The sequence below is a fragment of the Micromonospora salmantinae genome (assembly GCF_022230905.1).
Taxonomy (GTDB): Bacteria; Actinomycetota; Actinomycetes; order Mycobacteriales; family Micromonosporaceae; genus Micromonospora; species Micromonospora salmantinae.
Genome location: NZ_JAKKFG010000043.1, coordinates 137,246 through 157,710, shown reverse-complemented (window position 1 = coordinate 157,710; position 20,465 = coordinate 137,246). Strand labels below are relative to the sequence as shown.

Below are 20,465 nucleotides of genomic sequence, written 5' to 3'. Positions count from 1 at the left end.
CCCGGTGGAGGAAGGCTCGACAGGTCCGCCTACTCCGGCTGGTTGGGAGTGCCCCGCCCCAGCTCATAGGGGGATGTCACGCCCTCGTAGGCGAGGTGCATCACCATGCCGTTGGCCGCGTGGTCGAGGTTGTGACAGTGGTCCATCCAGAGCCCCGGATTGTCCGCCTTGAAGCCGATTTCGTAGATCTCACCGGGGATCACGTCGAGGCTGTCGATCCACCACGGTGACCCGGTCGCGCGGACCCCGTTGCGGGACAGCACCAACGCGTGATGGCCGTGCAGATGCATCGGGTGGTTCTGGTGGCTGCGGTTGACGATCCGCACCTTGACCACGTCGTCCATCCGGACCATGAGCGTCGGCGTGTTGGGAAAGCTGTGCCCGTTGATGATCGGCACCAGGTGGAGGCCCCCGTTGTAGAACGACAGCCGGTCGTCGAGGAGCTGGGTGAACGAGCGGTCGTACGACGAGCCCGCGTCGAAGGGCCGGGAGCCGCCAGAGCCGTACGACAGCGGGTCGAACTGGTCCCCGTCGTCGACGATCTTCGGCGTCGAGGTGTCACCCGGTGGTGCCAGGACCAGCCCGGCGTCGCGGTTGGCGAGGTCGGTCAGGCGCACCGGGCCCGCCGGCATCGTGAACGTCACGTCGTAGCGTCCACCGGTCGCCAACCCGAACCGCGGGTCGGTCAGCGGGGTCGGACCGTTGACGTCGACCCCGTCGATCGCCGCCACCCGTACCGGCGTGCCGTTGACCGTCAGGGACCGCGGACGACTGTCGGTGGACGGGTTGTTGTCGGTGTTGATCAGACGCAGCCGCACCGGCGTGCCCGGGGCCACCTCCTGGCGCTGCAAGGTGTCACTGGTGCCGAACGAGACGATGTTGTCGTCGGGCGTACGCCACTCGTGGGCCTGCACGACGAAGTCCCGCTCGCCGGGTGGGGGGCCGTCGCGCGGCTCGACGATCAGCGCGCCGAACAGGCCCCGCCGGATCGCCTCCAGCGGGTTCTGGTGGGTGTGGTACCAGAAGGTGCCGACCTGCTCGGCGATGAACCGGTAGGTGAAGGTGCCGCCCGGCTCCACAGCGTTCTGCGTCGCGCCGGCCACGCCGTCCTCACCGTTGGGGACGTCGAGGCCGTGCCAGTGGATGGTCACGTTCTCGTCGGGGATCTCGTTGTGCAGCGTCACCTCGACGAGGTCGCCCTCACGGACCCGCAACTCCGGCCCGGGCGACTGTCCGTTGTACGTCAGTGCCTTGATCTCGGCGCCGGACGAGAGGCGTACCGTGGCGTTCTTCGCGGTCAGGGTGAATGCCTTGTTGGGCTTGCCGGTCCGCGGCCCGCGCAGCTCGTCGACCGAGGTCCCGCCATGACCACCGTGACCGATCGAGGGGCCGCCGCCGTAGTCGACGTTGTCGTGCGACGCCATGCTCATCCGGTCGGGCAGCCTGCTGCTCTGCGCCACGTAGGTGATGCCGGCGGCGGCGACCAGCACCACGACGGCAGCCTGCGCTGTGGCGCGCAGGGCGCTGGCACGCCGGCCACGGCGTGCGAAGTCGGTAGCGGTGACGACCCGCAGGCGACGCCCCTGCCAGAACCACAGCACCAACACCGACAGCAGGATCGGCGCGGCGTGGGTCGCGATGTCGTCGAGGTAGGACGGGACCGGACGGGACACGTACGCGAAGTAGACGCCAATGACCGTCGCCACGGCCGTCACCTGGACCGGCACGACGAATCGGGGATCGGCGGCGGCGGCGCGCGTCTCGACGTCGACCGGTGCGTCGTCACGGTTGGCCAGGGCGCGCAGGCCCGGCACGGTCCAGATGGCGACGGCCAGCATCGGCAACAGCAGGAGCGGCATCTGCACGATCACGCGGTTGTCGGCAAAGATCCAGTCGACGGCGAGCATCAGCCCGATCGCGACGCACTTGACGACCAGCACCACAAGCGCGGCGACGAGCAGACGCAGCAGCCGACGGGCGCTCTTGCGCAGCGCCTCGGGCGTCGGGCGCCAGGCCAGCCGCGTGGCGAGGATCGTCGCGGACAGCCAGATCAGGAACAGGACCCCGGCCAGGATCCCGTCGGCGTTCTCTCCGACCTCAAACATGACGCCAACATACGGAGGATGCGCACCACCCGGCATCCGTTGAGGAACGGCCGGTGCGTACGGCGATCGCCGTAGCCGGCACCGCCCGCGAAACAACTGCCGTAGTCAGCTGCCGGGCGCGACGAGCCCCGTCTGGTAGGCGAGAACGACGAGTTGCGCGCGGTCACGGACGCGGAGCTTGACCATGGCTCGATGGACGTGGGTACGGGCCGTGGCCGGGCTCATCGACAGCCGGCGCCCGATGTCCTCGTTCGTCAGCCCGTTGGCCACCAGGCTCATCACCTCGCGCTCGCGGTCGGTCAACACCGCCAGCCGGCCGCCGTCGACCGGCGTCGGCGCGACCTTGCTGACGAACGCGCTCACCAGCCGACTCGTCACCCGCGGCGAGATCAACATGTCGCCGCCGGCCACCACCCGCACTGCCTGACGCAGCTCGTCAGGCTCGATGTCCTTGAGCAGGAACCCGCTCGCGCCGGCGCGCAGCGCCTCGAAGACGTACTCGTCGAGCTCGAAGGTGGTCAGGACGATGACCCGCACGGCCGGGAACCGCTCGACGATCGCGGCCGTCGCCCGCACGCCGTCGAGCACCGGCATTCGCACGTCCATCAACACGATGTCCGGCCGGGTCGCGGCGACCATCTCGACAGCCTGGGCGCCGTTGGATGCCTCGCCGACCACCTCCAGGTCGTCGCTGTGGTCGAGCAGGCCCCGGAAGCCGGCCCGCACGAGTGTCTGGTCGTCCGCCAGCACCATCCGGATCGTCACGCTGTCTCCTCCACCTCGACCGGCAGCCGCGCGGCCACTCGGAACCCACCGCCCTGCGGCCGGGGCCCGGCCTCGAGCGACCCGCCGGCCGCCGTGGCCCGTTCCCGCATGCCGGCCACCCCGTGCCCCCGCCGGCTCGCCCCGGGCCCGACCCCGTCGTCGACGATCTCCACAGTGACGGCGTCACCCGCGTAGGCGATGGTGACGTCGACGGTCGTCGCTCCGGCGTGTTTGACAGTGTTGGTGATCGACTCCTGCACGATCCGGTAGACCGAGAGCGCCACCTCCGGCGGGATCGGGCGCGGGGTGCCGGCGATTCCCGACCGCACCTTCACGCCGGCCTGTTCGGCGACCGCGAAGACTCGCGCCAGATCGGGCACCTCCCCGGCGTCGCGGAGCATGCCGATCGCCGAGCGCACCTCGTGCATGGCGTCGCGTGCCGCGCCCCGGATGCTCCGCAGCGCGGCCCGCGCCTCGGCCGGCTTGCTGTCGAAGATGTCGTCGGCGAGGCTCGCCTGCACACTGATCGCGGCGATCGTGTGACCGAGTACGTCGTGGACCTCGCGGGCGATGCGGAGCCGCTCCTGGGCGACCTCGTGTTGACGCTCCTGGCGCATCACGGCGAGACGCTGCTGCGCCTCGGCCAGCCGGTCCCGGCGGGTGCGGATCGTCTCGGCGAGCAGCACCACGGCCGCGAGCAGCGAGCCCTCTTCGAGGGTGGCCGAGAGGGCGGGAAAGAAACCCTCGCCGAGCAGCGTGTACCGCATGATCAGCTCAAGGACGACGAAGAACCCGGCGACGACGAGCGCCCAGGTGAACCGGCCGGCGGCCGCCACGGAGAAGAGGGCGGCGGCCAGCGGGAGTGCGGGCGGGATGCCCGGGTACTCGAGCGCGTAGTAGATCATCAGCGCGGTGACCGAGCCGACCAGCACCAGCAGCGGCCAGCGGCGCCGGAAGACCAGCAGCAGCCCGATCACCGCGCCGATCGCGTAGGCGCGCGCGTCCGGCGGCCGGGCGCCGGGCTCGTCGGCGACCCGGATCGCCACCGCCACGACGGCCGCGACGACGACCGCGACGAGGGCATCGATCGCGGTTCGTCTGACGGCCGGGTTCATGTCCGCAACGGTACGACGCGCGCACGGTCCGTTAGCGAGGGCCCCTTCCCAACCGGAAACCGTCAGCAAGGGGCCCGTCGGCTCAGCCGCGGCGGAGCGAGAGCAGGGTCTGCCCGGTGGGGATCACCGTGCTGCCGTCCACCTGGAGCCCGGCCTTCTCGCCCAGTTCGGCGTACTCGCGCCAGGTCCTCGCCTTGCCCGCCATGAGCGAGAGGAGGCGCAGGTCCATCTGGGTGATGAACATCAGCCGAGCCGGGTCGTCGGGGAAGTTGTCGTTCTCGTCCTTCACGAGGATCTGGACGATCAGCACCTTTCCGGTCGTGCCGATCGCGTCCGCCGCCCGCTGGAGGATCTTCTCGGCGGCGCTGTCGTTCCAGTCGTGCAGGACGTTCGACAGGATGTAGACGTCGGCGCCGGTCGGGAGCGGGTCGAAGATGCTCCCGCTGACGACCTCGGCGCGGTCGGCGATGCCCGCCGCCTCGAACCGGGCCCGGCCCTGCTCGACGACACCCGGCAGGTCGACCACTGTGCCGCGCAGGTGCGGCTGGGCCTTGAGGATCTCGGTGAGCAGGGCGCCGGTGCCGCCGCCGACGTCGATGACGTGGTTGACGGTGCTCCAGTCGTAACCCTGGACGACCTGGTCGAAGTAGCTCGCGTGGGTGGCCATCAGCGCGCCGAACGAGGTGGCCCGGTCGGGGTTGGTGGCCAGGTCGTCCCAGAACTCGATGCCGTAACGCACTGGGTACGCCGCGTCGCCGGTGCGGATCGAGTGGGTCAGCGAGCTGAACGTGCCCTCGATCCGGCCGGCCATCGATTCGACGTCGAGCCAGGGACGTTGGGCGGCGGGGTGGTCCGTCTTGAGGAACTCGGCGGCTTCCGTCAGGGCGTACACCCGCGGCTCGGTCTCCTTGAAGACGCCGCGGACCGCGAGGTAGCGCAGCAGCCGGTGCAGCGCGTCGGGATTGGCCTTCGTCGCCGCGGCGAGCTCGTCGAGCGTGGTGGTGCCCGCGGCGATCAGGTCGGCGAGGCCGAGCGTCGCCGCGGCCCGCACTGCCCACGGCGTGATCGTGTCGGTCAGCGAGTAGAGATTGACCCGATTTTCCGTCATGGCGGCGAGCTTCGACGACGGCGCTCGAGACCTGCTCGAAGCCGCGTCGATCGACCGGTTCTCCAGCCGGGTTCGAGTGGGCGGGCGCAGGCTGCGCCTGTCACGGCCGCCATGCGAAGGGGACACGATGGGCGCCAGCCACCAGGAGCGCGGAGCGATCGAGGTCATTCAGGACCTCATGCAGCAGAAGTGGGTCTACGAGCTGTTCGGCGAGATCGGCGCGCGCCAGGGTGCCTCGGCCGCGCACGTCGAGCAACTGAGGGCGGTCGACGCCGCCGCGCACGTGTTCTGGCCGTTCCAGGCACCGCCGTTTCCGGTGATCGCGGCCACCGCCAGCGGATCGACCTTGACCGACATCGACGGCAACGACTACCTCGACTGCCACATGGGATACGGCGCTCAGGCGCTGCACGGGCACAACCCGGCGCCGGTCGTCGACTTCGTCCGCGAGCACCTCGGCAAGGGCACCGGCAACGGCTACACCAACGCGTTGGAGCTGGAGCTGGCGACGCTGCTGCGGGAACTCCTCCCGCACAACGAGAAGTTCGCCTTCCAACACTCGGGTACGGGCGCCACCCAGTCGGCGATCCGGCTCTGCCGTGCCCACACCGGGCGGCGGATGGTCGCCAAGTTCGAGGGCACCCTGCACGGGTCCCACGACCTGGCCGTCCACAACACCGCCCCCTGGTATCACGGGCATCCCGCGGTGCCGTTCCCGGAGATCGGCAAGGACGGCATTCCGCTGGTCTCGGCGTTCGCCGGCGTCACCCCGGCCGAGCCGCGTGACCTGCTGATCCTGCCCAACGACACAGCGCTCGCGGTCGAGTTGATCGAGCGCCACGCGGGCGAGTTGGCGTGCATCCTGGCCGAGCCGGCCGCCTCGTCGTTCCCGTTCGAGGAGACGACGATCCCGATGATCCGCGAGGTGGCGGTGGCCGCCCAGCGGTTCGGGGTGCCGTTCATCCTCGACGAGGTGCTGACGGGCTTCCGTTCGGGGCTCGGCGGCGCCGCGCAGAAGTTCGACATCCCGACCGACCTCGTCACCTACGGCAAGGTGATCAGCGGGCTCGGGCTGCCGCTGTCGGCGATCGGCGGTCGGGCCGACATCCTCGACATCTCGCAGACCAGTGGGCAGTCCTGGACCGACTTCGGCCAGAAGACCGGCCTGCAGGGCAGCCACACCGGCAACTACCTGTCGGTGGCGGCGTCGCTGGCCACGCTCCAGTTGCTTCGCGACAAGGGGCCCGCCTACTACACCGACCTGCGGGCCAAGGTCGACCGGGTCCAGGCGCGGCTGGCCGCGTTCCGGGCGGCCGAGGGGATCCCGCTGCGCATGGTGGGGTTCGGCGACTACATCGGGTGCTTCCAGTTCCTTCCGGAAGACTCCTACACCGACTACCGGGTCTACTCGCGGGCACTCAACCCGGCGACGTTCATCCTCACGCTGCTGCTGCGCAAGCGCGGCATCTACACGCTCGGCATGCCGATGCTCTTCGCCGGCGGCGCTCACAGCGACGCCGACGTCGACCGGCTGACCGACGCCGTGCTGGAGAGCACCTTGGAGCTTCGCGCCAACGACTTCCCCTTCGACCTGGCGTGGCCGGCGACGTCCGCGTGGGGCTCCGGTTCGTCCGAGTGGGGTTCGGGTTCCTCCGACTGGTCGTAACCACCTCTGCGCCATCGGGCCCGGGTCAGCTCCTGACCCGGGCCCTCCTCATGTGCCGTACTGGTCATACGCAAATAGCCGTACTTGACTAATCGTACGCGAACGCGTGTAGTCGAAGGGTGGGTCCGCTGTCGACCCCGTCCGACTTCAGGAGGAACGCGATGACGGAGAGCTGGACCGACGAACGCAGCGCCGCCCCACCCAATCCGCGCCGATGGCTGATCCTGGCCGTCATCCTGGCCGGGGCATTCATGATTCTGCTGGCAACGACGATCGTCAATGTCGCCATCGCGCCGATCCAGCGCGACCTCCGGTCGACCTACACGGCCATGGAGTGGGTCATCGCCGGCTACGCGCTCGGCTACGGCCTCTTGCTCATCCCCGCCGGCCGGATCGGCGACCGCTTCGGCCACCGCAAACTGTTCCTCACCGGCGTCGCGGGGTTCACGCTCGCGTCGGCGGCGTCGGCGCTCGCTGCCACACCCGGTCAACTGATCGCGTTCCAGGTGGTGCAGGGCATGATGGCCGGCATCCTCAACCCGCCGGTGCTGGCGCTGATCCAGACCACGTTCCCGGCGAAGGAGACCGGCAAGGCGTACGGGATCTACGGCGCGATCGGCGGCATCGCGACGGCCAGCGGCCCCCTCCTCGGCGGCCTGCTGATCGCGTGGGACCTCAACGGCTGGGACTGGCGGCCGGTGTTCCTGCTCAACGTGCCGATCGGCCTGGCCACGTTCATCGCCGCGCTGATCCTGGTGCCCGAGTCGCGGGGCCGCCGCGGTGGTCTCGACGTGATCGGCATGCTGCTCGTCTCGGTCGCCGTTCTGCTGCTGGCCGTCCCCCTGGTCGAGGGCCAGCGCCTGGGTTGGCCGGCATGGACGTTCGTCTCGATGGCAGCGGCGCTGCCCGCGCTGGCCGTCTTCGCGGTGTGGGAGTTGCGCCGTGCCCGACGCGCCCAGGTCCCGCTGGTGAGCATGCGCCTCTTCGCGCACCGCTCGTTCTCCGCCGGCGTCGGCATCAGCCTCTGCTACTTCGCGGGCTTCATCGGCCTGCTCTTCGCGCTCTCGCTGCACCTGCAGATCGGCCTGGAGAAGTCCGCCCTGACGACGGGCCTGATCCTGCTGCCGTTCTCGTTCGGCACACTGGTCGGCGCGGCCATCTCCGACAACGTCGCCCGGGCGCTCGGTCGTGGCGTCCTGATGCTCGGCGCGGGCATCGTGATCGTCGGCATGGTGGGCATCATCGCCACGATCCACTGGTGGGGCTCCGGCCTGGAGCTACTGCCGGCCCTGCTCTTCGCCGGCTTCGGCTCGGGCCTGGTGATCGCGCCGAGCGTCGAGATCGTGCTGGCCGGCGTGCCCTGGCAGGACGCTGGCGCGGCCAGCGGTGTGCTCGGCACCGCCCAGCGTCTCGGCCAGGCGATCGGTGTCGCGGTGGCCGGCGTGGTCCTCTTCGGAACGCTCGGCTCCTACTCGGGGACGGCCGCCGAGAAGGCGAGCCCGGAGCTCCAGGCATCGCTCGTGGCGGCGGGCCTGCCGCCGGCCGAGGCGAGCGCGGCGACGACCACCTTCGCCGACTGTTTCATCCGCCAGTCGCGTGCGTCGGATCCGACGGCCACGCCGCCCGGCTGCGCCGACTCGGCGCCGGGTCCGGTCGGCGCGGCCTTCGACAGCGCGGCCACGTCGGCGCTGGAGACCAACTTCAACCGGGCGGTCCAGTGGACCGTCGGCGTCGTCCTGGTCGGTGTGATCCTCACGTTCCTTCTCGTCTACCTGCTGCCCCGCCGGCCCGAAGAGCCCTGGGCCGAGGCGAGCAAGCCCGATTGGAACGTGACCACTCAGCCCGAGCCCGCTCAGTGACATGCCGCCAGCCCCGGCCCCGGAGGTGCCACCGCGGCCGGGGCTGGCACCGTCACGAGGTAGTCATCGAGGTCGGTTGGTTGGCCATCAGCTTGGGCAACTGGTCGAGCAGCTCGTCGTGCCAGGCGAGCTCGGTACGGAGCCGGAGCTCGGTATGACGGAAGGTCGTCCACTCCAGACCGCGGATGTGCGGCGCCGCCAGCTCTCGGAGCGCGAGCCACGAGTCGAGCTGCTCGGCGAGGGCCTTCCGCCGCGCCACGATGATCGTGCGCAGCGCGTCCTCTCCGAGGTCGATCACGTTCTGCAGGGCCAGGTCGACCGGGTCGTGACGGAGCTTGGTGTCGCGCAGCGCCTCGTCGCGGTGGTCGATCAGCTCCGCCGCGCCGGCCGAGGTGAGCGCGTAGATCGTGCGGGCGGGCCGGTTGCCCTCCTGCTCGGTCCGGACCGCCTCGATGACGCCCTCGACCTGCATTCGGTGCAGCGCGCCGTAGAGCGACCCCGGCTTGACGTCGCTCCACAGCTCGGTACGGTCGACCTGGGCCGCCCGGCGGATCTGGTGCCCATGCATGGGGCCCCCGCGCGCGAGCGCTCCGAGTACGAACAGGCGAGTGCTATTCACGGCATTAGTCCAACACGAGTGCCCGTTTGCGGGCAAGTTACCCAGAGCAATCCTTGAGCGGCCTGCTAGCCGTGAAACGTCGGGTCGCAGAGCCTCGGCAGGACGATCAGCGAAGCCGCGATCGCCCTGTTGACCGCGTCGATCCGGGACACCGCGCCAAGTTTGGCGAAGATGTTGCGCAGGTGGCGCTTGACCGTCGCCTCCGACAGGCAGAGCCGGCCGGCGATCTGCGCGTTGCTCATCGCCTGACCGACCAACTGCAGGACCTCGCGCTCACGGTCCGACAGTGTGCTGTGCACCGGCCCTTGCACCTGGGTCAGGCTCTCCCGCGACACCGCCAGCATCACCGGCGCGTCATCGGCGCAGGCGCCACGGATCGCCGCCACCAACTCCTGGCGCGTCGAGTTCTTCAGCAGGTAGCCGCAGATGCCCAGGGTCAACAACTCGCGCAACAGCGTCGGGCCGTCGAACATGCTGAGGATGATGACCCGGCTCGCCGGCGCGACGTCACGGATCCGGCGGACCGTGGTGGTCACCCCGTCGCCGGGGATCTGCACGTCGAGCAGCACGATGTCGGGCTGACGGATTCGGATCTCGTTGATCGCTGCGCCGCTGTCACCGGCCTCGCCGACGACCACGAGGTCGCGCTGGGCGTCGAGGATCTCCCGGAGGCCGTCGCGCACCACGACGTGGTCGTCGACCAGCACGATGCGGGTCGGCTCGATCATCGTGACGGTCACCGGCCGACCCCCGCCTCGACGGACAGCAGCGGCACGACGAGCTCGACCGAAGCGCCCTGGTGGCTCACCGCGCGCACCGCGAGGCGACCGCCGACGACCGCCGCGCGCTCAGCCATCGCGCGCAGGCCGGAGCCGTCGCGAGCCGCCGCGACGTCGAAGCCCACCCCGTCGTCCGCCACGGTCGCCCGCAGCTCGTGCGGGGTGATGTCGATTACCGAATGGATCACCCGAGCGCCGGAGTGCGCCACCGCGTTGCGCAACGCTTCGCGGACGACCAGGAACACCTCGTCGAGCACCTCGGGAGGCACCCACGACTCGTCGCCGTTGATCTCGGTGTGCAGACGTGTCTCGCCCGTTTCGACGGTCGACAGGAAGTTGGCCAGCGCCTCGTCGAGTGACCCGAGCGGCTGAGAGAGCCGAAGGTCGGCGATGAGTACACGCAGATAGCCGACCGCGTCGTGGAGCGACTCCCGGGCGATGACCACCCGACGGTCCACGTCGTCGTGGCGTCGTTCCTGGGCGAGTTCGTGGGCCTCCAGGTTGCGGTACGCCGCACTGAGGCTGTGGCCCAGCCGGTCGTGCAGCTCGCGCGCGATCAACGAACGCTCGGCGATCTGCGCCTGGTGGACCTCATTCATCAGGCCGGCGGCATAGCGCGAACTCGCGTCGGCCAGCCGGGTCAGTGTCGTACGGGTGAGCGCGTCGGCGACCAGCGCCAGTATCGCGCCCTGGTCGGGCTGGCCAGTCAACTGCTCCAGCGCGTCGGCCAACACGATGTCGGCAAGCGCGACGACCGCGCGAAAACACTCGCTTGGGTGAAGCTCGACGTCCTCGGTGGGCACTGTCGGCGGCGGTGTCGACAGCGGGTCGGTGGTCTCACGGCGAATCTCGGCCGTCGTCTCCCGGAGCAGAACGTCGGCCTGCGCTGCGTAGCTGTCGATCAGGCCAGCGGCCCCTTCGAAGTCGTCACTCACAGCGGCGAGACGCTGACGGTAGGCGGCAAGAATCGGTTGATGCCTGCGTTCGAGAACCTCGGCAGCGGTCCTCCGCAGCGCATTGTTTCCAACAACCATTGCGGATCCCCCGGTGTGTGCCCTATTGCTCCCCAGGTGCGGGCTCGCGCGGCTCTCCCCAGCGCCGGCTGCCCGCCGTGTCGCCGACCCCCCATGCGTGGGCGACAAAGCACTCAGATCGGATCGGCCTCTTATGAGTTGTCACGGCCGACTACTCGCACGAGTCTACGGTCTCACCGCGCGTCGTTGGAAGCATCGAAGCTTAGCTTTTGGTAGTCACACCAAAACTTAAGGTGAAATCCATATTTGGCCGCGACCAGTTTTCGACGGCGCGTCGAGGGACCTCCCCGACAGTTCACCCGAGACCTCGACCACCAGGAGTGGAGCGACCAATGGTGAGCAGACGCAACGTCATGAAGGCCGGTGCCACCGCGGGAGCAGCCGCGCTGGTCACGGCCACCGCGGCGGCAGCGGCGCGCGGTTCCACCCCGTCCGCGACACCGGCCCACGGCACCCACACCGGCCACGGTAAGACTGCACACGTCGCGGCCGTCACCGCCCCGTTCGCTGTCCGGATGCCGATACCGCCAGTGCAGCAGCCCATCGCCTCGGTAGCCAACACCGACTTCTACCTCGTTTCCACCCGTAAGGCTCGAGCGGAGATCCTGCCCGGGACGCGTACCGAAGTGCTGACCTATGACGGGCTCTTTCCCGGCCCGACGTTCCGGGTCAAGACGGGCCGGCTCGCGGTCATCGCCCACAGCAACCACCTCGACATGCCGACCGCGGTGCACGTGCACGGAGGCCACACACCGTCGAGCAGCGACGGGTTCCCCACCGATGTGCTGGACCCGGGGAAGAGCCGGATCTACAACTACCCCAACAAACAACGGGCAGCCACGCTCTGGTACCACGACCACGCCCATCACATGGAGGCCGAGCACGTGTTCCGCGGGCTCGCCGGCTTCTTCCTGATCGACGACCCGGCCCAGGCCGAACTTCGGTTGCCCACCGGCAACCACGACATTCCGATCATGTTGCGCGACGCGCGGTTCGCCGACGACGCGAGCCTGGTCTTCGAACACGACGACTTCCAGTTCCGCAACACGATCCTCGTCAACGGCAAGCCGCAGCCCTACTTCCCGGTGGCCGCCCGCAAGTACCGGCTGCGCTTCGTCAACGCGTCCAACCTCCGCACGTTCACCCTGCGGCTCGGCAACGACACCGAGGTCGCCCAGATCGCGAGTGACGGTGGGCTGCTCGCCGGGCCGACGCCGATCCGCTCGTGGAGCCTGACGCCCGGCGAGCGGGTCGAGATCGTCGTCGACTTCGGCGCGTTCCCGGTCGGCAGCCAGGTCTTCCTCGACGACGCGGTGGCCGGGCCGGTGCTGCGCTTCGACGTCAACCGGGCCGCCGCCGACACCAGCCGGGTGCCCGACCGGCTGAGCACCATCCCCGCGCTGCCGGAGGCCACGAAGGAGCGGGCGTTCACGCTCAACTTCAACCCGTCAACCGGCCAGTTCCTCATCAACGGGCAGCAGTTCGACGCCGAACGGGTTGATACCGAGATCAAACGCAACACGACCGAGGTGTGGACCGTGACGAACGGCGACACGCTCTTCGGCATCCCGCACAACTTCCACCCCCACCTGGTTCAGTTCCGGGTGCTGACCCGCAACGGTCAGCCGCCGGCGCCGGGCGAGGCCGGGGTGAAGGACACCATCGCGGTGGGACCGGGCGAGACGGTCCGGCTCCAGGCGACATTTGGGCCGTACCTTGGCCGATATGTCTACCATTGCCACATGATCGACCATTCGGCGAGTGGGATGATGGCACAGATGAAGATCGTTCCCTGACCCCTGAGAAAGGTTTCTTGTGCCCTCGGCAGAGAAGACTGTGCAGATCGGACGGACCCCTGAGGTCGTCTTCGCCTTTCTCGCCCGTGGCGAGAACGACGCGCGCTGGCGTCCCAACGTGCTCGACGTCGCGCGCGTCTCCGGCGAGGGGGTCGGCGCTCGCTACAAACAGGGACTCAAGGGCCCCGGTGGGAGCCGCATCCCGGCCGATTACGAGGTGACCGGGTTCGAGCCGGGTCGACGTCTGGCGTTCCAGGCAACCGGCAACGTGGTACGCACCCAGGGCGAATACACGCTCACCCCGGCCGACGGCGGTGGGACGCGGCTCACGCTGAAGCTGGCGTGGCAGCCGAGCGGGCTGTCGCGCTTCCTCGGCCCGGTCGTCGGCAAGACGTTCGAGGAGGAGATCGCCGCCCTCGACACCCTTCGCGACCTGCTGGAGAGCGAGACCTGAGCGCAGCGTGGCCCGGTACCGCCGGCGGCAACCGGCGCCAGCGGATGTCACCCGCGGGCCCGGAGCCAATGGCTCCGGGCCCTCCTGCTGTGGAACTCAGGGGCTGGTGCAGGTGACGTTGCTGGGTGCGGTGGCACCGTTGCCAGTGGCGGTGAACCCGAAGGTGGTGGACGCGTTCGGGCCAACTGTGCCGTTGTACGCGGCGTTCCTGACGGTGACGCTGCCGGTGGTGCCGGTGTTGGTGCCGCTCCAGAGACTGCTGATGGCCTGACCACTGGCCAGGGTCAGGCCCACCGTCCAGCCGTTCAGGGGCGCGGTGGAGTTGTTGGCAACTGTCACCTCAGCCTGGAACCCGCCGGGCCAGGTGTTGAGCGTCCGGTAGGTGGCAGCGCAGGTGCCGGGCTCCCCGGTCGGCGGCGGGGTGGTCGGCGGATCGGTGGGCGGCGGGTCGGTCGGCGGCGGGGTCGTCGGCGGCGTGGTCGACTCGAACTGGCTGAAGAACCTCCAGATCTCACCCGAGGTCCAGGTCCGCGAGTCGTTGGGGCTGCCCGACCCGTCCACCGGGCTTGGGGTGTGGTCCCCGTCGAAGGCCGCCCACTGCACCGGGTAGCCGGCCCGGCAACCCGAGTAGGCGGTGGTGATGTGGGTCAGGCTGCCCCGGCTCGGCTCGCGCGGGCTCTGCGCGGTGCAGCCGTTGTTGCGCACGAACGTGTCGCGCAGCTGCCGACCCTGGGAGATGTTCAGCACGCTGTCGTAGATGCCGTGGATGCCGAAGTAGGCGACCGGCTGGGTGCCCCCGTTGCATCCGCTGAGGTTGGCGCCGGATATGACGGTGACCGCACGGATGACAGTGGGCCGGGCACAGGCCACCGCGTAACTCATCGCCCCGCCGTAGCTCCAGCCCAGGGCGAAGCGCTGGGTGGTGTCCACGCAGAGATCATTCTCGATCTGCCGGGAGATGTCGTCGAAGAGGGTCAGGTCGCGCCCGTTGGTGTTGGCCCAGCCGGCGTTGAGACCCTGTGGAGCGACGAAGATCGCGCTGTTGTTCGACAGCGGCTGGAGCCCGTAGTAGCCGGCCGAGGTGACGTTGTTGGCCGAGCCGTTCAACCAGTGGAAGCCGAAGATCAGCCGGTACTGACGGTTCCGGTCGTACCCGTCCGGGATCCGCAGGTTGTACGTACGACTCTGGCCGCTGCTCTGAATCGTCCGCGTTCCGCTGGCGAGTGTGGGGGCCTTGCCGCAGCCGGCGGTCGCCGCGAGGGTGCCGTTGGTGGCGGCCACCGCCGTCGCACCGAAGCCGCCGCTCAACGCGCCGCCGGTGGTGGCCGCGAGGAGAAGCGCCGCAGCCGCGATGGATGGGAGGAAGAATCTACGTTTGAGCATTGCTTGGGCTCCTTGCCGTTCGACGACCAACCATGGTCGCCTGGCATTGACGGGGGCCCGGACTGGTCACCGACCGGGAAGGCAGCGGAAGGGGCGTGCCCCTCGGCAGATCTTCGCCGGCTGGCTCGGGTGACCGGGAGTGTGCCCTTCACTCCCGGATGAAAGATAGCATGTTATCGATAACACGCTGAGCCGATCGAGGCTCTCGGGCTCACGTCCCGAGCGGCCGGGCCGCCCACTCGGCGACCACTTCGTGCAGGTCACCGGTGCGGAAATGTGGAGGCTCGTGCAGCAGGAAGTCACGGTGGCTGATGTTCCAGGCGTACGCCCCGGCCATGGCGAAGGCCAGCACGTCGCCCACGGCGATCGGCCCCGCGGTGGCCGACCGGGACAGCACGTCCTTCGGGGTGCAGAGTTGCCCGACCACGGTGACCGACCCGCCGTCGGTGCGGGGGCCGCCGGCACCCGGTCGCGGATGCACCGTGAACGGCTGCGCGTGCCCCTTCGCCGCCGGAGTCCGCAGGTGGTGCGTCCCACCGGCCACCACCACGAACCACTCGCCGTAGGAGCGCTTCACGTCGACTACCTCGGTGAGGTACGCCCCGCAGTAGGCGGTGACCGACCGGCCCGGCTCGATGCGCAGCCGCACGCCCGGGTGCCTGTCGAGGACGTCCGCCAGGGCCTGGCCGTAGCCCTCCCAGTCGAACCGCGCGTCCGGGTCGGTGTAGTCGACGGTCATACCGCCGCCGACGTCGACCTCGGCCGCGTCGACCTCGGCCGCAGCCCAGCCGACAACGGCGGCGGCGACCGTCGCGGCGAGCGGTGCGTCCAGTCCGCTGGCCAGGTGGGCGTGGATTCCGCGTACGTCGATGCCGGCCGGCGGGCGGCGGGCGCACGCGATCGCGTCGGCCGGGTCCATGCCGAACGGGCTGGGTCCACCGCCCATGACAAGGCTCGCGCCCGGCGCGTCGACCGGCAGGTTCACCCGCAGCAGCACCTGGGCCGACCGGCCCGCCGCAGTGGCCAGCGCGCCGAGTCGCGCCAACTCGCTGGGTGACTCGACGTGGATGCGGTGCACCCCGGCGGCGAGAGCGGCGGCGAGGTCCGCGTCCGTCTTGCCCGGCCCGGCGTACGCGGCCGGCGCCCGTCCCGGCAGCACCTCGGCCAGCCTGCGCAGCTCACCCCGGCTGGCGGCCTCGAACCCGTCGACGATCGGGGCGAGGGTTCGCAGCACACCGGGATCCGGGTTGGCCTTGACCGCGTAGAGCAGCTCAACCGGCTGGGGCAGTGCCGCCCGGACGGCTCTGGCGTGCCCGGCCAGCGCGTCGAGGTCGTGAACGTAGACCGGTCGGGTCATCGTGGTCCACCCATCGGGTTCGGCACCGGCACGAACGGTGCGGCGCGGTCGGCGTCACGCCGCCACCGGACCAGCAGGTTCGCCTTGGCCAGCAGCGGTTCCCCGGTCAGCAGCGCCCGCAGCTCCGCCGGCTCACCGAGGTCGGCGGCCACCGCCTCGACGACGGCGCGCAGCTCCTGCCACAGCCGCCGTTCGACTCCCGGCCGGGCGTCGGCGAGGGCCCCGCTGATCCCACCGAGATGGTTGACGAACAGGCAGTAGACGATCCGGCGGTGGGCGGCCCGGGGACCGTAGCGGACCTGCGCCGGGACGCCGTCCGGCCAGCTGCCCCAACGGTCGGCGTCCAGCTTCACCCCCTCCAGGTCACGCAGCAGCATGCGTACCGGACGGCGATCCCGGTCGAGCACGACGACCACGTTCTGCAGGTGCGCCTCGTGCACGACGCCGTGACTGAGCCAACTGCGCAGCACCGCCGGCACCAGCAGGCCGACGTACGCGCGCCACCAGGCCACCGGATCCGGTGTCACCAGCGGCGTTGCGGCCAGCGCCGCCGCCAGCACCGGGATGTCCCCCGGACGCAGGTGCTGGCGAAGACCGTCGCGCAGGATCGTTCCGTACGCCTCGTCCGGGCCGGGGACGTCGACGGTGCGGTAGGCGGGCTCGGCGAGCAGCCCCACGCCGTCCGGCAGCGGCACCCGGGCCAGCAGGTCGGTCAGCGCCACCGCGCCGGTAAGTTCGTAGCGGGCGTTCTTGCGCAGGCAGTTGGTGATCCGCACGTGCAGGCTGGTCTTCACGAACAGGTCGGCCTCGGGGGCGTAGAGGGTTCGGACGCTCGCCGTGGGTCGTACCGGCACACCCGCCGCGCCCAGGTCGCGCAGCCGTGGGTGGGTGGGCGGGATCAGCGACAGCTGCCAGGGGTGTACCGGCAGGACGCGGTGCCCGCGCGGGGGCCGTGGCGGGTCGAGCGCGGCCACCAGCGGGTCGAACGGCCCGGCGTCGGCGATCAGGTCGTCCGGTACGGCCAGCCAGTGCAGCCGGAACGCGGTGCGCAGCTCGGGCGCGTACGCCCGCCAACTGTCCGGGTCACCGCTGCGCCACTTCGGGGTGGGGTGGTGCGGGTGGCCGAAGACCAACGACTGCTCGGAGTCGACGTACGCGTCGATGGCGGGCTCACCGGTGGGGGTCGGATCCTCGGCCGGTCGGTCGGCCAGCAGCCGGGCCACTGTGTCCCTGCTGGCCCGGACCTGCTCGGCGAACTCGACGTTGACCAGGCCGGTACGGGTGGTCAGTTCCGCCGCGACCAGGGCGGCCAGCCCGTCCGCGTCCAGGTCTTCCCACCGCCCGCCGCCGGTCCTGCGTTGGACCGGGCCGGTGTAGCGGTGCGCGCCGAGCGGCGAGGTGCGCGCGACCTCGCAGCGCACTGTGACGTCGAGGTGCCGCAGTAGCAGCCGTACGGCACCGTCGACAACTGTCGGGGTGCCGTCCGGCGGGGCCAGCTCGCGCAGCAGACAACCGAAGACGGCGTGGGCGGCGGCCAGGTCGGCGCGCTGACCGGTGTCGCTGGCCGGCCGGGAGCGCAACTGGGCGCTCGTCATCGTGTCTCCCGGAGGTAGTTCGGGCCGGTACGCAGGTAGTACTTGTTGATGTCGGCGCAGCCGAGTCGCTGTTTGGGCAGCAGGGTGCCGGCGGTGACCATCGCCTTGATGGGCAGCTGGGTGGCGTTCAGGACCCGCTCGGTGAAGGTCCGCACCGCCGGTCCGTCGCCCCAGCGGTCGCGGGCGGCGGCGAGCCGGGGCGCCAGCGCCTCGGCGGGTGTCGGCACGGGCAGCCCTCGGGCGGCCAGGGCCACCAGAGGCGCGGCGGCGGCAAGGTGCAGGGTGATGGTGGTGAACACGTCGGCCAACTCGTGCGGGTCGCGCGCCCACATCCGGTCGTCGTGCAGGGCGAGCCCGTTCGTGCCGGCGTGTCGCCTGTCGAGCCGGGCGCCGTCGTTGTCCTTGTAGAGCAGGCCGACAGTGCCGTCCGGGTGCACCAGCAGGTGGATGTTCTGCGGGTGCGCCTCCAGTGCGATCCCGTGGCGTAGCCAGAGGAAGACGTGCCAGTCGAGCAGCAGGTCCAGGTAGGACTCCAGCAGCGCGACGGGCCGCTGCGGGTTGATCCGTTCGAGGACCGTGCCCGCCACCGGGTCGGCTGCGGCGAGGGCCGCGACCGGCACCACCTGGACGCCGGCCAGGTCGCGCGGAAATCGGCGCAGCAGGAAACCGCGGTGCTCGTCGGCGTCGACGTGCGCCCACGTGCTCTCGTCGGCGTGCCGGATCCGACCGACGAAGCTGGGTTCGGCTGTGGCGATCCGGTCGAGCAGTGCGGCGACGGCCGCGCCGTCGGCGAGCGAGCCCGGTTGCAGCGTGCGTCGGTTGCGCGCACCGAGACTCGCGGTCGGCAGCGGCAGTTTGAGATGCAGGTACGGGTCGTGGTCGAGCGCCACCGTCCGCATGGAGAGGGTGGGGCGCACCGGGGTCACCGGCAGGTCGACCACCGGGAGCGCGTCGCGGGCCACCGTGATCGGATGCGCTGGCAGCAGCAGCTGATCCGGTCGCGGTGCGCGCGGCCACCACGACGGCAGCTCGCCCGCGAGCCGGACGTCCTCGGCCGGGGCGGCGTACCAGCGCAGCGCGAACCGTGGGGCGTGCTCCGGGGCGTACCGGAGCAGTTCGTCGTCGCGAAGACCGTGCCGGCACCGGTCGGTGGGGTAGACGGGGTGGCCTTGGTGGGCGGCGAGCACGTCGTCCAGGACCGCCGCCGGCAGGCCGGTCGGGGTGAGCGCGCGTTCGGCGGCCACCTCGGTGAGCACCCGCGCCCGGTTGCGGGCGGCGAGCCGTCGGGCCCCCAGGTCGGCGCGGCACTCGACGCCGAAGTCCCGCCAGCCGGCCTCGGCCTCGGCGTTGTCGCGCGGGGCGAGCAGCGTCAACAGTCCGTCCAGCGTCTCCGTACGCCGCAAGTCGCCGGCGCGGGTCACCAGCAGCACTGTCGGCGCGGCACTGCGCAGGGCCTGCTGGAACCCGTCCGCCCGGACCGGAATGCGCAGCAGACCAGCGGGGTGTGGCACCTGCCACCAGTCGGGTCCGTCCGGTCGGCCGGCGCTGCGCAGCCCGAGGTGGTCCTCGCGCAGCAGGGCGTCGAGCACCCGGGCGAAGACCTCCCGCTCACAGTCGTCGCTCACTCGACGATGGTCCACTGGAGGTCGTTGCGGAGGGCGGCCAGCGACTGCCGGACGGTGCCCTCGTCGGGGCCGATTCCGTGCAACACGGCGAGGTAGTCGCGGTTCGTGCCGGTGTGCTCGGCGGTGCGGCCCACCTCGCGCAGCGGACGGCAGCCCAGCCGGACGTCGCCGTGGACGGTGTCGAGGGGGCCCGGTGCGGCGACGAGTCGGCCGGACCGGTCCGCGCAGACGTACTCCACCTGGGCGTAGCGGTCGACGGTGTCGGGCAGGCCGAGGGCGGCCAGCGGCTCGCCGAGGTGCAGCCGGATGACGTACTCGAACAACGGCACACCGAGCAGTTCGGCGAGGATCAGGTCCATCCGGTCGCCGATGAGGCGGTAGTTCACCTCGATCAGCCGGACCCGGCCGTCGGAGACGACGTACTCGGTGTGACAGGCGCCGAAGCCGACCCCGAGCGCGTCGAGCCGCGCCCGCAGCTGGGTGCGCGCCTGCTCCGCCGGGGGCGACCAGGCGAGGCTCTCCTCGGTGAAGGTCGGCGGCGGGCCGAGACCGGTGCGCCATCCGCCGAGGGAGGCCAGCTCGGTGCCGTCGCCGAGGGTCTCGAAGGTTCGCAGCTCGCCGGCGAGGTACTCCTCGACCACCAGTGCCACGTCCGGCCGCCGGCCACGGATCTCGGCGACCCGGGCGACCAGCTCGGCGTGGTCGGCCACCAGGTACGCGTCCTCACTGGCCACCCCCTCGCGGGGTTTGAGCACCGCCGGGAACATGCCGGTCGGCACCTCCGGCGTGGCGCCGGGGTCGACGGTGACGGCGCGTACCAGATCGAGGCCCGCAGCGGCGATCGCCCGGCGGGCCGCGGCCTTGTCCTTGCAGAGACGGGCGGCGTCCGGGTCCTTGCCGGGCAGGCCGAGCTTTCGGGCGGCGATCGCGGTGGCCTCCTGGAGATGGTCGCTGTTGGACAGTAGCGCCACCGGTCGGGTGGGTGCCGCCGCCGCGACCACAGCGGCCGGGTCGCGGACCGCGCAGCGCGCCACCGGCACGGCGGCCGGCCATTCGGCGGGCCGGTCGGTCAGCACTGTGGCCGGCAGCCCGAGCGACGCCGCCGCCGGGAGGAACCCGTCCAGGACGGCGTCGGTGGGGTTGAGCGCGGTCAGGTAGAGCCGCATACCGCCTCCGTCGACTACCACGATGTGAGTATTAGGGTA

16 protein-coding genes are annotated in these 20,465 nt (G+C 70.7%); 4 read left to right on the top strand and 12 right to left on the bottom strand.

The window, feature by feature from the left end; translation table 11 throughout:
• Positions 1-29: 29 nt before the first annotated feature.
• From PSH03_RS26835 to PSH03_RS26820, 4 genes are all read right to left on the bottom strand, one after another.
• On the bottom strand, positions 30-2,105 hold the full coding sequence (locus PSH03_RS26835) for a multicopper oxidase family protein (RefSeq protein ID WP_238690775.1): 2,076 nt from the start codon (positions 2,103-2,105) through the stop codon (positions 30-32).
• A gap of 105 nt (positions 2,106-2,210) precedes the next feature.
• A complete protein-coding gene (locus tag PSH03_RS26830; protein ID WP_238690774.1) occupies positions 2,211-2,870 on the bottom strand; it encodes a response regulator in 660 nt (219 codons plus the stop codon).
• Positions 2,867-3,985, bottom strand: coding sequence for a sensor histidine kinase (locus PSH03_RS26825; protein ID WP_210781777.1), 1,119 nt, complete (start codon positions 3,983-3,985; stop codon positions 2,867-2,869). The genes PSH03_RS26830 and PSH03_RS26825 overlap by 4 nt, the downstream gene beginning before the upstream one ends.
• Positions 3,986-4,067: 82 nt before the next feature.
• Complete coding sequence (locus tag PSH03_RS26820) at positions 4,068-5,093, bottom strand: methyltransferase (RefSeq protein WP_210781776.1); 1,026 nt, start codon at positions 5,091-5,093, stop codon at positions 4,068-4,070.
• 127 nt (positions 5,094-5,220) lie between these two features.
• Between PSH03_RS26820 and PSH03_RS26815 the strand changes: the two genes are divergently transcribed.
• Positions 5,221-6,759: an aminotransferase class III-fold pyridoxal phosphate-dependent enzyme gene (locus PSH03_RS26815; RefSeq protein WP_238690773.1), complete on the top strand. Its 1,539-nt coding sequence runs from the start codon at positions 5,221-5,223 to the stop codon at positions 6,757-6,759.
• A 161-nt stretch (positions 6,760-6,920) separates the two neighbouring features.
• A complete protein-coding gene (locus PSH03_RS26810; protein ID WP_210781774.1) occupies positions 6,921-8,618 on the top strand; it encodes an MFS transporter in 1,698 nt (565 codons plus the stop codon).
• Positions 8,619-8,670: 52 nt separating this feature from the next.
• Here PSH03_RS26810 and PSH03_RS26805 read toward each other — a convergent pair whose 3' ends face one another.
• From PSH03_RS26805 to PSH03_RS26795, 3 genes are all read right to left on the bottom strand, one after another.
• Positions 8,671-9,237: a PadR family transcriptional regulator gene (locus PSH03_RS26805; protein WP_307850466.1), complete on the bottom strand. Its 567-nt coding sequence runs from the start codon at positions 9,235-9,237 to the stop codon at positions 8,671-8,673.
• A gap of 65 nt (positions 9,238-9,302) precedes the next feature.
• Positions 9,303-9,977 carry a response regulator gene (locus tag PSH03_RS26800; protein WP_238690772.1) on the bottom strand — a complete coding sequence of 225 codons (675 nt, stop codon included), beginning with the start codon at positions 9,975-9,977 and terminating at the stop codon, positions 9,303-9,305.
• Positions 9,974-10,951 carry a sensor histidine kinase gene (locus PSH03_RS26795; protein WP_238690771.1) on the bottom strand — a complete coding sequence of 326 codons (978 nt, stop codon included), beginning with the start codon at positions 10,949-10,951 and terminating at the stop codon, positions 9,974-9,976. The genes PSH03_RS26800 and PSH03_RS26795 overlap by 4 nt, the downstream gene beginning before the upstream one ends.
• Positions 10,952-11,382: 431 nt before the next feature.
• Between PSH03_RS26795 and PSH03_RS26790 the strand changes: the two genes are divergently transcribed.
• Both PSH03_RS26790 and PSH03_RS26785 read left to right on the top strand, forming a co-directional pair.
• On the top strand, positions 11,383-12,846 hold the full coding sequence (locus PSH03_RS26790; protein WP_238690770.1) for a multicopper oxidase family protein: 1,464 nt from the start codon (positions 11,383-11,385) through the stop codon (positions 12,844-12,846).
• A gap of 19 nt (positions 12,847-12,865) precedes the next feature.
• The gene (locus tag PSH03_RS26785) at positions 12,866-13,300 is read left to right on the top strand and encodes an SRPBCC family protein (protein WP_307850464.1); all 435 of its coding nucleotides are present in this window, start codon (positions 12,866-12,868) and stop codon (positions 13,298-13,300) included.
• Between the two features lie 96 nt (positions 13,301-13,396).
• Here PSH03_RS26785 and PSH03_RS26780 read toward each other — a convergent pair whose 3' ends face one another.
• The 5 genes from PSH03_RS26780 to PSH03_RS26760 all read right to left on the bottom strand — a co-directional run bounded on the left by PSH03_RS26780 (position 13,397) and on the right by PSH03_RS26760 (position 20,426).
• Positions 13,397-14,683, bottom strand: a complete 1,287-nt coding sequence (locus PSH03_RS26780) for a CE1 family esterase (RefSeq protein WP_238690769.1) — start codon at positions 14,681-14,683, stop codon at positions 13,397-13,399.
• A 211-nt stretch (positions 14,684-14,894) separates the two neighbouring features.
• Positions 14,895-16,040, bottom strand: coding sequence for an alanine racemase (locus tag PSH03_RS26775; RefSeq protein WP_238690768.1), 1,146 nt, complete (start codon positions 16,038-16,040; stop codon positions 14,895-14,897).
• Complete coding sequence (locus tag PSH03_RS26770) at positions 16,037-17,635, bottom strand: IucA/IucC family protein (protein ID WP_238690767.1); 1,599 nt, start codon at positions 17,633-17,635, stop codon at positions 16,037-16,039. Before PSH03_RS26770 ends, PSH03_RS26775 begins: the two co-directional genes overlap by 4 nt.
• Positions 17,632-19,260, bottom strand: coding sequence for an IucA/IucC family protein (locus PSH03_RS26765; protein WP_238690766.1), 1,629 nt, complete (start codon positions 19,258-19,260; stop codon positions 17,632-17,634). The genes PSH03_RS26770 and PSH03_RS26765 overlap by 4 nt, the downstream gene beginning before the upstream one ends.
• Complete coding sequence (locus PSH03_RS26760) at positions 19,257-20,426, bottom strand: ATP-grasp domain-containing protein (RefSeq protein ID WP_255751167.1); 1,170 nt, start codon at positions 20,424-20,426, stop codon at positions 19,257-19,259. Before PSH03_RS26760 ends, PSH03_RS26765 begins: the two co-directional genes overlap by 4 nt.
• Positions 20,427-20,465: the final 39 nt, after the last annotated feature.